The following is a 12,956-nucleotide window of genomic DNA, read 5'->3' as shown; positions in this document are numbered from 1 at the left end:
CCACTCCGAACAGGAGCCCCGTGAAAGAGCACTTCCGGCTCGACACCCACCCGATCGCCGACCCCGCGAACATCGTGCAGGGCGAGCACCACCGGATCACCGTCCTGGACGCCGGGCTCGTGCGACTCGAGTACAGCCCGACGGGCGAGTTCGAGGACCGCGCTTCGCAGACGGTGCTCAACCGGGCGTTCCCGCCGTGCGACTTCACGGTGACCGAGAGCGAGCCGGGTGCCGAGGGGGAGGGCGGGCTCATCGAGATCAGCACCGAGCGCTTCCACCTGACCTACGACGGGGGCGAGTTCACGACCCAGGGCCTGTCCGTGTGGGCCAAGGGCGGCTTCCACTCGCAGGACAGCGTGTGGAGGTATGGCGTCGCGTCACCCAACCTCGGCGGCACGGCCCGGACCCTGGACGACGTCGACGGCGCGATCCCGCTCGAGGACGGGATCATGGCGCACGACGGCATCGCGATGGTCGACGACTCAGCGTCCGTCCTGCTGACCGAGGACGGCTGGATCACTCCGCGCCGCAAGGGAAACCTCGACCTCTACGTCTTCGCCTACGGCCGCGACTACCGCCGTGCGCTCGAGGTCCTCTACACGCTGACCGGCCCGACGCCGCTGCTGCCGCGGTACGCGCTCGGCAACTGGTGGAGCCGCTACCACCCCTACTCCGCCGACGAGTACCTCGGGCTCATGGACAAGTTCGCCGCGGAGGGGATCCCGTTCTCCGTCGGGGTCATCGACATGGACTGGCACCTCGTCGACATCGACCCGAGGTACGGCAGCGGCTGGACCGGCTACACGTGGAACCGCGAGCTCTTCCCTGACCCCGAGGCCTTCCTCACCGCGCTGCACGAGCGCGGGCTCGCGACCTCGCTGAACGTCCACCCGGCCGAGGGGGTGCACGCCCACGAGGCTGCGTACGCGGCCCTGGCGAAGCGGGTCGGGATCGACCCGGCGTCGGAGACACCGGTGCCGTTCGACCCGACCGACCCCGACTTCCTCGAGGCGTACTTCGAGGAGCTGCACCACCCGCTCGAGGACGAGGGCGTCGACTTCTGGTGGCTGGACTGGCAGCAGGGCGGCGTCACGCGTGTCCCCGGGCTCGACCCGCTGTGGCTGCTCAACCACTTCCACTTCCTCGACTCGGGTCGCGCGGGCAAGCGGCCGCTGACCTTCTCGAGGTACGCGGGGATCGGCAGCCACCGCTACCCGATCGGCTTCTCCGGCGACACGATGATCACGTGGGAGTCGCTGGACTTCCAGCCGTACTTCACCGCGACCGCCTCGAACGCCGGGTACGGCTGGTGGAGCCACGACATCGGCGGTCACTTCAAGGGGTACAAGGACGACGAGCTCGCGACCCGCTGGGTCCAGCTCGGGGTCTTCTCGCCGATCAACCGGCTGCACTCCGGCTTCAACCCGTTCAACACCAAGGAGCCGTGGCGCTTCGGCACCCGGGCCCAGCAGGTGATGACCGAGTTCCTGCGGCTGCGGCACCAGCTGCTGCCCTACCTCGCGACGATGAACGTCCGCGCCCACGAGGGCCGTCCGATCGTCGAGCCGATGTACTACGAGCACCCCGACCAACCGGACGCGTGGACGGTGCCCAACCAGTTCATGTTCGGGACCGACCTGCTCGTCGCCCCCATCACCTCGCCGGCGGACGCCGAGACCGGGCTCGGCCGGGTCAAGGCCTGGTTGCCGGAGGGGGAGTGGGTCGACCTGTTCACCGGCATGCGCTACCGCGGCGGACGGGTCCTGCACCTGCACCGCGACCTCGGCTCCATACCGGTCCTGGCACGGGCGGGGACGATCCTGCCCGTCGTGCCGGCGGACGCCCTCGGCGGCGGCACCGACCCGGCGAGCCGGATCGAGCTGCGCGTGGTGCCCGGCGCGGACGGCGAGTTCACCCTCGTCGAGGACCGCGACGACCAGCGGTGGGCCCGCACGCGGATCTCGTACGACGACGCGTCGGGTGCCGTGACGGTGCACGACGTGGAGGGGCACGACGACACCCTGCCGCAGGACCGCGCGTACGACACCGTCTTGGTCGGGGCCGGCGACGGCGACCCGGTGGCCGCGGCGTTCGCCATCCTCGACCGGGCACAGATGGGCTTCGAGCTCAAGGGCGCCGCGTACGAGGCGATCCGGACCGCGCCGTCGCCGGCGGCGGCGATCGGGACGCTCCAGGCGCTCGAGGTGTCACCGGCCCTGCTCGGTGCGCTGACCGAGGTGCTGCTCGCGCGCTGAACTCACCCGAAGAGGGTGCCCTCGCTGATCGCCTCGGCATCGGCCCGGAGGTCCGCGTCGCGGACGACGAACCCGGTGCCGACGCGGTCAGCGAGGAGGCGGACGAGCTCGGCGTGGACCTCGTCGGGCGAGACCCCGCCCATGGCGTCGCGGACCTCGCGGACGGTGGCCCGCAGGACGGCGTTCGCCGCGTCGAGGCGGGCGACGTCCTCGTCCTCGACCATCATGCCCACGGTTCCCGGGGCGAACTCGAACCGCGTCACGGGCCCAGCCTGCCGTGTCAGACCCAGCTGGGGAACCACATCCGCAGCGACCACTGGCTCTGCGGGATGACCTGGGCCGTGTAGATCGGCCAGAAGAACGCGAAGAGCACCAGCGTCAGCAGGCAGTAGGCGCCCACGACGTAGAGGCCGATCTCGCGCCGTCGCTTGGAGTCGGTGCGCTTGCCGAGCGCGAGGCCGAGCACGAACACCACGGCGAAGATGATCCACGGCTCGAAGGCGACCGTGTAGAAGGAGTAGATGGTGCGCTCCTCGAGGCTGAACCACGGCAGGTAGCCGCCGGCCAGACCCGCGAGTATGCCGCCTGCCCGCCAGTCGCGCTTGAACAGCCAGTACCAGAGCAGCACGAGGATCGCCGCGGCCCCGAGCCACCAGATCGAGACGGTGCCGATCGAGGTGATCGCCTTGGAGCACTGGGCGACCGTGCAGCCGTCCTCGCCCTGCTTGGGCCCCTCGTAGAAGAACGAGGTGGGGCGCCCCTGGATCACCCATGACCATGGGTTGGTCCGGTAGGGGTGGTTGTCGTGGAGGTTGACGTGGAAGGTGTAGATCTCCTGGTGGTAGTGCCACAGGGAGCGGACCGAGTCGGGGATCCACGGGGTGTCCCGGGACGGGTGGGCCGCGCCCCAGAGGCGGTCGTACCCGAGGTTCGACCGGAACCAGCCGACCCAGGAGACGAGGTAGGTCAGGGTGGCCGTGCCGACCATGAGCAGGGCGGCCCACAGGCCGTCCTTGACGATCATCGACGAGAACCAGTGCCGCACCCCGGCGGCCCGGCGGGCCCCGAGGTCCCACCACACCGTCATCAGTCCGAAGGCCACGAGGAAGAACAGGCCCGACCACTTGGTGCCGGCGCAGAGGCCGAGGCAGACCGCCGCGACCCAGCGCCACGGCCGCCACCCGAGCCACGGGCCGAGGCCGGTGGCGAGCTGGCGCGGCGTGAGCGCGGCGACCTTCTCGGCGAGGATCTCGCGCGAGCGGTCGCGGTCGATGAGCAGCGCGCAGAAGGCCGCGAGCGCCCAGAACATGACGATGAGGTCGAGCAGGCCGGTCCGGGACTGGACGAAGTGGTGGCCCTCGAAGGCCACGAGGAAGGCGGCGATGGTGCCGAGCAGCGAGGACCCGAACAGGCGCCGCGCGGCGCGACCGATCATGAGGATCGACAGCGTGCCGAGGACGCACACCGAGAAGCGCCAGCCCCACGACGACGTCTGCCCGAACAGCTGCTCGCCGGCGGCGATGACCCACTTGCCGACCGGGGGGTGGACGACGAGGTCGCCCTCGGTGCCGAACACGTCCGGGGTGCCGGCGGTGAACAGCTCGTCCGGCTTCTTGATGGTGTCGGGCACGCGCATCTCGACGCCGTACTCCAGCATCGAGACGCCCTGCTTGACGTAGTACGTCTCGTCGAAGACGAGCTGGTGCGGCCGGTCGAGCGACCAGAAGCGCATGATGCCGCCGACGACGGCGAAGAACAGCGGCCCGAGCCAGCCCCACAACGTGTCGGTGGGCCGGAACCCGAGCAGCCGTGATCGCAGCTCGTCGGTCCGGGTCATGCGCGCCATCGTATGCACACCGGGCCTGACAGGATGACACCCGTGGAACCACAGCCGAAGGCAGGAGTCCTCGTCCTCGCGGCGACACCCATCGGCGACCCCCGTGACGCCGCACCGCGTTTGTCGCAGGAGATCACCGGCGCCGACGTCGTGGCGGCCGAGGACACCCGTCGCCTGCGCCGTCTGTGCGCCGACCTCGGCGTGACCCCCGGCGGGTCGGTCCTCAGCTACCACGAGCACAACGAGGCGTCCCGGACCCCGGACCTCGTCGAGCGCCTGCGCGCCGGCGAGCGCGTGGTCGTCGTGACCGATGCCGGTATGCCGTCCGTGTCGGACCCGGGGTACCGACTGGTCGACGCCGCCGTCGCCGCCGGCATCAAGGTCACCTGCGTGCCCGGCCCCAGCGCGGTGCTCATGGCGCTCGCGGTCTCGGGACTGCCGGTCGACCGGTTCTGCTTCGAGGGGTTCCTCCCACGCAAGGGTGGTGAGCGTGCCCGCACCCTCGCCGCCCTCGTCGACGAGCGCCGGACGATGGTCTTCTTCGAGGCGCCGCACCGCATCGAGGTGAGCCTGCGCGCGATGGCCGACGCCTGGGGGCCGGACCGGCGGGCGGCGGTGTGCCGTGAGCTGACCAAGACCTACGAGGAGGTCCGCCGCGGTGGCCTCGGTGAGCTCGCTGACTGGGCCGCCGACGGTGTGCGCGGCGAGATCACGGTGGTCGTCGCCGGGGCGCCGGCGAAGGTGAGCACCCTCGAGGAGGCCCTGCCCGCCATACGGGAGCGCGTCGCCGCAGGGGAGCGGCTCAAGGACGTCTGCGCCGACGTCGCGGCGACCACCGGTCTGTCCAAGAAGTCCCTCTATGACGGATATCTGCGCCTGACCTGATTTCGGGAGTATGGTGCCGCCCACCGGGGACGCGGAAGGGGCGCCTCCCATCGTGCGGAGGTTCGCCATGTCCCATCGTCCTTGCCGTGCCGGTCGTGCTCTGGTGGCCGGTGTCCTGCCGTTGACGGTCGCGCTGGCGCTCGCCGGCTGCGGTTCCGAGGAGGAGCCGGCTGCCGCTGCGAGCTCGTCGACGTCGAGCTCGTCCTCGAGCAGCGCCACGACCGAGGCCAAGGCGCCGTCGGCCTCGGAGCTCTACACCAAGGCCAGGGCCACGGCGCTGGCCTCCAAGAGCGCGCACATCGTCGGCGAGATGACCAACGAGGGCAAGAAGCTCGTCATCGACCTCGCCGGCACCGTCGACGGGAAGAACCAGAGCCTCGAGCTCAGCGAGGGTGGCGACTCCAAGGTCACCATCGTCACCGTGGGCGGCCAGAACTACCTCTCGGCGACGGAGGAGTTCTGGGCCGACCAGGTGGGGGCCGACCTGGCCAAGAACCTGCAGGGCAGGTTCGTCGTGCTGCCGGACGCCCAGGCCAAGGAGTTCGGCGACCTGACGTTGAAGAGCCTGCTCACCGAGATGTTCGAGGACAAGGGGCTGTCGGTGCTCCAGAGCGCCAACGCGACGGTCGAGAAGACGACGGTCGACGGCGCGGACGCCTGGAAGATCACCGAGAAGGTCGGTGGCGACGGCGCGGCGCTGATCGTGTCCGCGGACGAGAAGGCGACGCTGCTGCGGATCGAGGGCACCAAGGAGAGCCCGGGCAAGCTCGACTTCAGCGAGTGGGACAAGGTCCCGGCCCTCGAGGCGCCGGCGAAGTCGAAGATCATCGAGCTGCCCAAGTAGGCGGCTCCCCCGGACGGGTCAGGTCAGCCAGGACAGGTGGTTCTTGAGCAGCGCGTAGCCCACGAACGCGACGACGTCGAGCACGGTGTGCGCGACGACGAGCGGCCCGACGCGCTTGGTGCGGGTGTAGATCCAGCCGAACAGCAGGCCCATCGCGATGTTGCCGACGAAGCCGCCGAAGCCCTGGTAGAGGTGGTACGAGCCCCGGATCACGGCTGACGTGACGATCACGGCCGGCACCGACCACCCGGCCTGGCGCCACCGGGTGAAGAGGTAGCCGACCATGATGACCTCCTCGAGCACCGCGTTCTGCACGGCTGCGAGGACGAGGACCGGGACCGTCCACCAGTGGTCGGAAAGGTTCGCGGCCGCGATGGTGGTGTTGAGGCCGAAGGCCTTGGCGGCGGCATACAGGGCCAGGCCGGGAAGCCCCACGGCTGCGGCGAGGAGCAGTCCGCGTCCGAGGTCGCGCCCGGGCTGGCGCAGGTCGGCACCGATGGCGCGGGTGGCATCCGCGCGGTCGCGGCGCAGCAGGTGCAGGGCAAGGGCGACCGGGACGAGGGCGATGACGATGCCCACGAGCTGGTAGGCGAGGTCGAGCCACGGTCGGTCGGGGGTGACCGAGGAGTTCATCGCGGTGGTCTGCTGGTTGAGCGCCCGCTGCTGGGTGAGCTTGTTGACGATGGACAGCAGTGACCAGACGGCCGACGCGCCCAGGCTCACGCCGAGGACGAGCACCGTCTCGGTGACCAGCGAACGGCGCGACAACGGGGTGGGGGCGAGCGTCATGGGACCAGTCTGTCCGCGAACCCTGAACGACTCATGCGAGGGCACGGCGCTGGTCGCGGCGGCGCCGTCGGCGGCGGGACACCCGCCAGAGCCAGAGCAGCAGGACGGCCAGCGCGACCAGCAGGACGATGACCAGGACCGGCAGGAACACGGCGACCAGGCTCATCCCGATCGAGGCGCCGTCCTCGACCGTCGACGCGACGGGGGCGCCGAAACCCAGCGTCCCCGCGTTGATCGCCGGGCGCGCGGCCGTCTTCCCGGTGTGCACCAGTCCCGACACGACGACGCCGAGGACGATGCCGACCCAGGGGTGCTCGGTCACCCACGTGGATCGGTCGACCTCCTCGGCGGCCGAGGTGGCGGCGAAGACCAGGCCGCCCATGCTCGGGCGGATGAACGTCTGCACCGCGTCGTTGACCGTGTCGACAGCCGGGATCTTGTCGAGGACGACCTCGGTGAGCAGCAGCACGGCGCCGACGCCGATGGCCCACCACGACTCGATCCAGGCGTACGACTGCGGCAACGTGATGACGTCGCTGAACCGCGCGACCAGGGCCACGAGCAGGAACGGGATGTAGGCGTTGAGGCCTGCCGCGGCGGACAGCCCTGCGCCGGTCAGTGCGGCGATCATCGGTCTCCTTGGCCGAAGGGCCCGGCAGCCGTGACGGCTGCCGGGCCCTTCTTGGTGGTGCGAGGTGGTGTCTGCCGGGTCAGCAGGCCTTCCCGGCGAGCGTGGCGTCGGACACGACGGCAGCGCCGCCGATGGCCCGGACCAGGGAGGCGTCGAGGCGCATGATCTCGGCGCGGGTCGCCGCCGGCTGGCAGTTCTGCTTGACGAGCAGCAGGGGTGCGCCGATGACGGCCGACGAGGTCGACGCGGACAGGGCGTCCGGGAAGGTGGTCCCGTTGGCGATCATGACGGCCCCACGCGTCGGCAGGCCCAGGTTCTGCGACGTCAGCGCCGCGGTGCCGAAGCGGTCGGCGCCACCGAGGCGGGTGATCTTCGTGTTCGGCAGGGCCGCGCGGATCTGCGTCGCCACCTTGCCGGAGACGGCGCCGGTGCCACCGAGGATGCGGACCTCGGTCGGGTTGGTGTCCTCGAGGGCGAACGACGTGACGTCCGGGAGGCCGGCGGGGTTGGTGAGCAGGAGCGGGGCCCCGGCGATCGCGCCGGCCGCGCCACCGGCGAGGGCGTCCGCGAAGGTCTTGCCGCTGGAGACGTAGACGACCGACGGCGGGGTGGGCTCCGCGTCGGGGTCGGACTCGTCGAACTGCCACGTGAAGTAGGACGCGAACGCGGCCGTCTCGAAGCGGTCCTCACCGAACAGGCGGTCGACGAACTCGACGCCGTCGATGGCGGCGAGCTGGTCCTCGATGCCCTCGCTGACCGCGCCCGTGCCACCCATGACGACGATGGACTCGACACCGAGGCGGACGATCTCGTTCATCACCGAGGCCGGGACCTTGCCCGACGCCGGGACGAGCAGGAGCGGGCCACCGATGCCGGCGGCGGCAGGGCCACCGGCGAGGGCGTCGGGGAAGTCCGTGCCGGACGCGACGACGACGGTGCCGCCGAGGAGCTGCTTGTCGTCGTAGCTCGCGCGGGACACCGCGACAGAGGTGGCGTAGCGGTCGGCGCCGGCGAGGCGTGCCATCTCAGCGGCAGCGAGCGCCTGCGGGGCACGCTTGGCGGAGACGCGGGGGGTCGAGCGCTCGTGCAGGCGCTTCGCGAAGGCCTTGGCCTCGGAAGCAGACTCGATGGTCGAGGGGGTTGGCTTGGTGACGGGGGCCGCGGTCGCGGCACCTGCTCCGAGCGGGACGGCGATGAGTGCTGCGACGATCGCGGCAGCCTTGGGCAGACGGTTGGCCATGTCTCTTCTCTCTGGAAAGGCGGCATCTCCCCGCCGCACGCGCTCACAGTAAGTCCTGCGTCCCGTCGAAGTAAGGCATAACCGGCAATATTTGTGACCACCGGGAAGAACACGAGGCAACGGCTGGTATGGCGCCGCACAGGGGAGCAGGGAGTGTGCCCGGCCCCGCCCCCTAGGATTCGGGTGTGAGCACCGCAACCGTCGTCTCATGCTCCCGCGCCCTCCCGGCCGCGCTCCTGCGCCGCCCGGGCACCGAGGTCGTCGCCGCATGAAGGTCCTGTCCGCCGTCGCCTGGCCGTACGCCAACGGCCCGCGGCACCTCGGCCACGTGGCCGGGTTCGCCGTGCCCTCCGACGTGTTCAGCCGCTACATGCGGATGGCCGGTCACGACGTGCTCATGGTCAGTGGCTCCGACGAGCACGGCACGCCGATCCTCGTCCTCGCCGACCAGGAGGGTGTGAGTGCGCGCGATCTCGTCGACCGCAACCACGCGATCATCGCCCACGAGCTCGCCGACCTCGGCTGCTCCTACGACCTCTACACGCGCACCACGACCGCCAACCACTACTCGGTCGCGCAGGAGCTGTTCACCCAGGTCTGGAAGAACGGCTACATGGTCGAGCAGACGACCCGTGGCGCCATCTCCCCGTCCACGGGCCGTACGCTGCCCGACCGCTACATCGAGGGCACCTGCCCGATCTGCTCCTACCCCGAGGCGCGCGGGGACCAGTGCGACAACTGCGGCAACCAGCTCGACCCGACCGAGCTCATCGACCCGCGGTCGAAGGTCAACGGCGAGACGCCGGAGTTCATCGAGACCCAGCACTTCTTCCTCGACCTCCCCGCCCTCGCCGACGCGCTGCGCGATTGGCTCGAGGGGCGCGAGGCGAGTGGCACGTGGCGCCCCAACGTCATCAAGTTCAGCCTCAACATCCTTGACGACATCCGTCCGCGGGCGATGACCCGCGACATCGACTGGGGCATCCCGGTGCCGCTCGAGGGCTGGAGCGACCAGCCGACGAAGCGGCTCTACGTGTGGTTCGACGCCGTCATCGGCTACCTCTCCGCCTCGGTGGAGTGGGCCCGTCGCCTCGGCGAGCCCGAGCGCTGGCGCGAGTGGTGGAACGACCCCGAGGCCGTGTCCTACTACTTCATGGGCAAGGACAACATCACCTTCCACTCCCAGATCTGGCCGGCCGAGCTCCTCGGGTATGCCGGTCGCGGCAGCAAGGGTGGGGAGCCCGGCGCGTTCGGCGAGCTCAACCTGCCCACCGAGGTCGTGTCGAGCGAGTACCTCACGATGGAGGGCAAGCAGTTCTCCACCTCGCGCGGCTACGTCATCCGCATCCGCGACGTGCTCGAGCGCTACGGCCCCGACGCGATCCGCTACTTCATCTGTGCGGCCGGCCCGGAGAACCAGGACTCCAACTTCACCTGGGCCGAGTTCGTGCAGCGCAACAACTCCGAGCTGGTCGCGGGCTGGGGCAACCTCGTCAACCGCACCGCGGCGATGGTCGCCAAGAACTTCGGCGAGGTCCCGGAACCGGGTCCGCTCGAGCCGGTCGACGAGGCGGTGCGTGCCAAGGTGCTCGCGTCCTTCGGCACCGTCGGCGACCTGCTGGCCCGCCAGCGGATCAAGCAGGCGGTCGCCGAGGCGATGCGCACGGTCGGTGAGGTCAACAAGTACGTCACCGACACCGAGCCCTTCAAGCTCAAGGGTGAGGACCAGCGGGTCCGCCTCGCGACGGTGCTGCACACGCTGGTGCAGTGCGTCAGCGACCTCAACACGGTGATGAGCCCGTTCCTGCCGCACTCCTCGAACGCCGTGCACCTGGCCATCGGTGGCGAGGGTGCGTTCATGCCCATGCCGGCGGTGCAGGACGTGGCCGGTCTCGACGCCGGCGACGAGGGGCGCAGCTACCCGATCGTCACCGGCGAGTACACCTCGACGCCGCGCTGGGAGTCCCGTCCGGTGCGTGTCGGGGCGGGTGTGACCAAGCCCACACCGGTCTTCACCAAGCTCGACGAGTCGGTGGTCGAGGACGAGCTCGCCCGGCTCGAGCAGAGCTGACCGGGCGGGACCACATGACGCCGCCGGAGACGTCCTCCCGCAGTGGTCACGGTCGGGTGCCGACCGCGCCCGACCCGCTGCCCATCCCGGTGGTCGACAACCACACCCACCTCGACATCGCGCGGGACGGCGAGGACGCCCCGGACGTCGCCGCCGCGGTCGCCGCGGCGGCTGCCGTGGGGGTGGACCGGATGGTGCAGATCGGCTGCGACCTGCCGGGCGCGCGCTTCACGGTGGACGTCATCGACCAGCACCCGGCGATGCTCGGCGGGGTGGCCCTGCACCCCAACGAGGTCCCTCGCCTGGCCGAGCGCGGTGAGCTCGCGGCGGCATACGCGGAGATCGAGGAGCTGGCCGCGCACCCCCGTGTCCGCGTGATCGGGGAGACGGGTCTGGACTACTACCGCACCGGTCCCGAGGGCGTTGGGGTGCAACAGGATTCGTTCCGCTGGCACATCGACCTCGCGAAGCGCACGGGTCGTGCCCTGCAGATCCACGACCGCGACGCGCACGACGACGTGCTGCGCATCCTCGCCGAGGAGGGTGCCCCGGAGACGACGGTGCTGCACTGCTTCTCCGGGGACATGGCGATGGCGCGTGAGTGTGCCGAGCGCGGCTACTACCTGTCCTTCGCCGGGACCGTGACGTTCAAGAACGCCAAGGGCCTGCGCGACGCCCTGGCGGTGACCCCGCTGGACCGGTTGCTGGTCGAGACCGACGCCCCGTACCTCACCCCCGCCCCGTGGCGCGGGGCGACGAACGCGCCGTACCTCGTGCCCCTCACGGTCCGCGCGATGGCGGGGGTGCTGGGGGTCGCGGTGCCGACCCTGTGCCAGTCGCTGAGCGACACCTCTGAGGCGGTCTACGGCCCCTGGTGAGGCGCAACCGGGGTGTCTTGCGGGCGTGGTACTCCTGTGACAGCTGTCCCGCATGTCCTTGGCCAAAGGATGAAGGTTCCGTTATCAAAAGTTGACCTTTGGCGCGTCGCCGGTCATGGTTGATGACTGTTGGCCGGGGTCGGACCCCCGGGTGACGCGAGCGGGGGTGCTCATTCCGTCGAGAACCGGCGGCCCGGAGCGCCCCTCTTTCTTTGCCGGAGGACCCCCTGCCGGCAGGGCGCGACACCCTCACCGATGCCCGGGGAGATCGACCACTGGAGCATTGTGATCACCCGTCCCGTTCGGCGTATCGCCCAAGCCGCGGTGGTGACGTCCCTCGTCGCCGGAGCCGTTGGCGTCTCGCACCTCGACAAGTCCGTCACCGTCTCGGTCGACGGCAAGACCTCCACCGTCCGCGCCTTCGGCGGCACGGTGGGTGACGTCCTGGAGAAGCAGGACATCACCATCAAGGAGCACGACGTCGTCGTGCCGGCCCCGGACGCCAAGGTGTCCGACGGGCAGAAGATCGTCGTCCGCTACGGACGCAAGCTCACCGTGACCGTCGACGGCGCCACGCGTGACTACTGGACCACGGCGACCACGGTCGACGCGGCCCTGCAGGAGCTCGGCATCCGCGCCGACTCCGCCAAGCTCTCCGCGTCACGTTCGATGAGCCTGGGCCGTGAGGGCCTGGCGCTCTCCGTGACGACCCCGAAGGACGTCGTCGTCCGCGTGGACGGCAAGAACCTCGCCGAGACCACCACGGCCACCACGGTCGGTGCCGCGCTCAAGGAGCTCGGCGTGAAGGTGGACTCCGACGACCGGGTCTCCCCGACCTCCACGAAGGCCATCACCAAGGGCCTGAAGATCGCCGTCCTGCGCGTCTCGACGTCGTCGATGAAGTCGACCGAGGCCATCGCCGCCCCGGTGACGCAGAAGAACGACTCGAGCCTCTACAAGGGTCAGACCAAGGTGCTCAAGGCTGGTTCGGCCGGAGCCAAGGTCACCACCTGGCGCGTCACCAAGGTCGACGGCAAGGTCGAGAGCAAGAAGAAGCTCTCCACCGTCGTCACCGACAAGGCGGTCGCCAAGGTCGTCGCCGTCGGCACCAAGTCGCGTCCCGCCCCCGCCCCCGCCCCCACCCGCAGCTCGGGCAACACCTCCGGTGCCGGCATCAACCTGTCGAACGCCGCGATGTGGGACCGCATCGCGCAGTGCGAGTCGACCGGCAACTGGTCGATCAACACCGGCAACGGCTACTACGGCGGCCTGCAGTTCGACATCTCCTCCTGGATGGCCAACGGTGGCGACGACTTCGCGTCGCGTCCCGACCTGGCCTCGCGGGCGGAGCAGATCACCGTGGCCAACCGCTACTACGCCAAGGCGGGCCTCGGCCCCTGGGGCTGCGCCCACGCAGCCTGACCGCAGCTCCGACGCGTCGACCGCGTCGTCGACAGCGCCCCCGACCTCCTGGTCGGGGGCGCTGTCGTGTGCCGTCCCGTCGTGGGCTGGTCGGCAGCACGCCG

General features: G+C 70.4%; 11 protein-coding genes. 6 read left to right on the top strand and 5 right to left on the bottom strand.

Annotated features, from left to right (window positions below; all coding sequences use genetic code 11):
- Nucleotides 1-20 precede the first annotated feature (20 nt).
- Nucleotides 21-2,255, top strand: coding sequence for a glycoside hydrolase family 31 protein (locus ABD286_RS11810; protein ID WP_344193612.1), 2,235 nt, complete (start codon nt 21-23; stop codon nt 2,253-2,255).
- Nucleotides 2,256-2,257: 2 nt separating this feature from the next.
- Here the strand turns inward: ABD286_RS11810 and ABD286_RS11805 are convergent, their stop codons facing one another.
- Entirely contained in the window at nt 2,258-2,518 is a 261-nt protein-coding gene (locus tag ABD286_RS11805; protein ID WP_344193610.1) for a hypothetical protein, read from the bottom strand.
- Between the two features lie 17 nt (nt 2,519-2,535).
- Nucleotides 2,536-4,092: a dolichyl-phosphate-mannose--protein mannosyltransferase gene (locus tag ABD286_RS11800; protein WP_344193608.1), complete on the bottom strand. Its 1,557-nt coding sequence runs from the start codon at nt 4,090-4,092 to the stop codon at nt 2,536-2,538.
- 42 nt (nt 4,093-4,134) lie between these two features.
- Between ABD286_RS11800 and rsmI the strand changes: the two genes are divergently transcribed.
- Both rsmI and ABD286_RS11790 read left to right on the top strand, forming a co-directional pair.
- Nucleotides 4,135-4,977, top strand: a complete 843-nt coding sequence (gene rsmI, locus ABD286_RS11795; RefSeq protein ID WP_344193606.1) for a 16S rRNA (cytidine(1402)-2'-O)-methyltransferase — start codon at nt 4,135-4,137, stop codon at nt 4,975-4,977.
- Between the two features lie 67 nt (nt 4,978-5,044).
- A complete protein-coding gene (locus tag ABD286_RS11790; RefSeq protein ID WP_344193604.1) occupies nt 5,045-5,821 on the top strand; it encodes a hypothetical protein in 777 nt (258 codons plus the stop codon).
- Between the two features lie 18 nt (nt 5,822-5,839).
- Here ABD286_RS11790 and ABD286_RS11785 read toward each other — a convergent pair whose 3' ends face one another.
- The 3 genes from ABD286_RS11785 to ABD286_RS11775 form a co-directional block, all read right to left on the bottom strand.
- On the bottom strand, nt 5,840-6,610 hold the full coding sequence (locus ABD286_RS11785; RefSeq protein ID WP_344193602.1) for a CPBP family intramembrane glutamic endopeptidase: 771 nt from the start codon (nt 6,608-6,610) through the stop codon (nt 5,840-5,842).
- Nucleotides 6,611-6,641: 31 nt separating this feature from the next.
- Complete coding sequence (locus ABD286_RS11780) at nt 6,642-7,241, bottom strand: DUF4126 domain-containing protein (protein ID WP_344193600.1); 600 nt, start codon at nt 7,239-7,241, stop codon at nt 6,642-6,644.
- A gap of 79 nt (nt 7,242-7,320) precedes the next feature.
- Nucleotides 7,321-8,481 (bottom strand): cell wall-binding repeat-containing protein, encoded by a 1,161-nt coding sequence (locus tag ABD286_RS11775; protein WP_344193598.1) that lies wholly within the window; start codon nt 8,479-8,481, stop codon nt 7,321-7,323.
- A 268-nt stretch (nt 8,482-8,749) separates the two neighbouring features.
- Here ABD286_RS11775 and metG point away from each other — a divergent pair, with 268 nt between their 5' ends.
- From metG to ABD286_RS11760, 3 genes are all read left to right on the top strand, one after another.
- Entirely contained in the window at nt 8,750-10,552 is a 1,803-nt protein-coding gene (metG, locus tag ABD286_RS11770) for a methionine--tRNA ligase (RefSeq protein WP_344193596.1), read from the top strand.
- Between the two features lie 14 nt (nt 10,553-10,566).
- Nucleotides 10,567-11,430, top strand: coding sequence for a TatD family hydrolase (locus ABD286_RS11765; RefSeq protein ID WP_344193594.1), 864 nt, complete (start codon nt 10,567-10,569; stop codon nt 11,428-11,430).
- Between the two features lie 255 nt (nt 11,431-11,685).
- The gene (locus ABD286_RS11760; protein ID WP_344193592.1) at nt 11,686-12,852 is read left to right on the top strand and encodes a resuscitation-promoting factor; all 1,167 of its coding nucleotides are present in this window, start codon (nt 11,686-11,688) and stop codon (nt 12,850-12,852) included.
- The last annotated feature ends 104 nt before the right edge of the window (nt 12,853-12,956 follow it).

Origin of the sequence: Pedococcus aerophilus (assembly GCF_039532215.1) — a bacterium.
Lineage (GTDB): Bacteria > Actinomycetota > Actinomycetes > Actinomycetales > Dermatophilaceae > Pedococcus > Pedococcus aerophilus.
The sequence above is the reverse complement of the archived record's forward strand: the minus strand, read 5'-3'. Positions and strand labels throughout refer to the sequence as shown.

Coding starts and splice junctions, on each gene's coding strand:
- ABD286_RS11800 (WP_344193608.1), bottom strand. CDS start 4,092: ATGACCCGGACCGACGAGCTGCGATCACGGCTGCTCGGGTTCCGGCCC.
- metG (WP_344193596.1), top strand. CDS start 8,750: ATGAAGGTCCTGTCCGCCGTCGCCTGGCCGTACGCCAACGGCCCGCGG.
- ABD286_RS11790 (WP_344193604.1), top strand. CDS start 5,045: ATGTCCCATCGTCCTTGCCGTGCCGGTCGTGCTCTGGTGGCCGGTGTC.
- ABD286_RS11760 (WP_344193592.1), top strand. CDS start 11,686: ATGCCCGGGGAGATCGACCACTGGAGCATTGTGATCACCCGTCCCGTT.
- ABD286_RS11785 (WP_344193602.1), bottom strand. CDS start 6,610: ATGACGCTCGCCCCCACCCCGTTGTCGCGCCGTTCGCTGGTCACCGAG.
- ABD286_RS11775 (WP_344193598.1), bottom strand. CDS start 8,481: ATGGCCAACCGTCTGCCCAAGGCTGCCGCGATCGTCGCAGCACTCATC.
- ABD286_RS11765 (WP_344193594.1), top strand. CDS start 10,567: ATGACGCCGCCGGAGACGTCCTCCCGCAGTGGTCACGGTCGGGTGCCG.
- ABD286_RS11780 (WP_344193600.1), bottom strand. CDS start 7,241: ATGATCGCCGCACTGACCGGCGCAGGGCTGTCCGCCGCGGCAGGCCTC.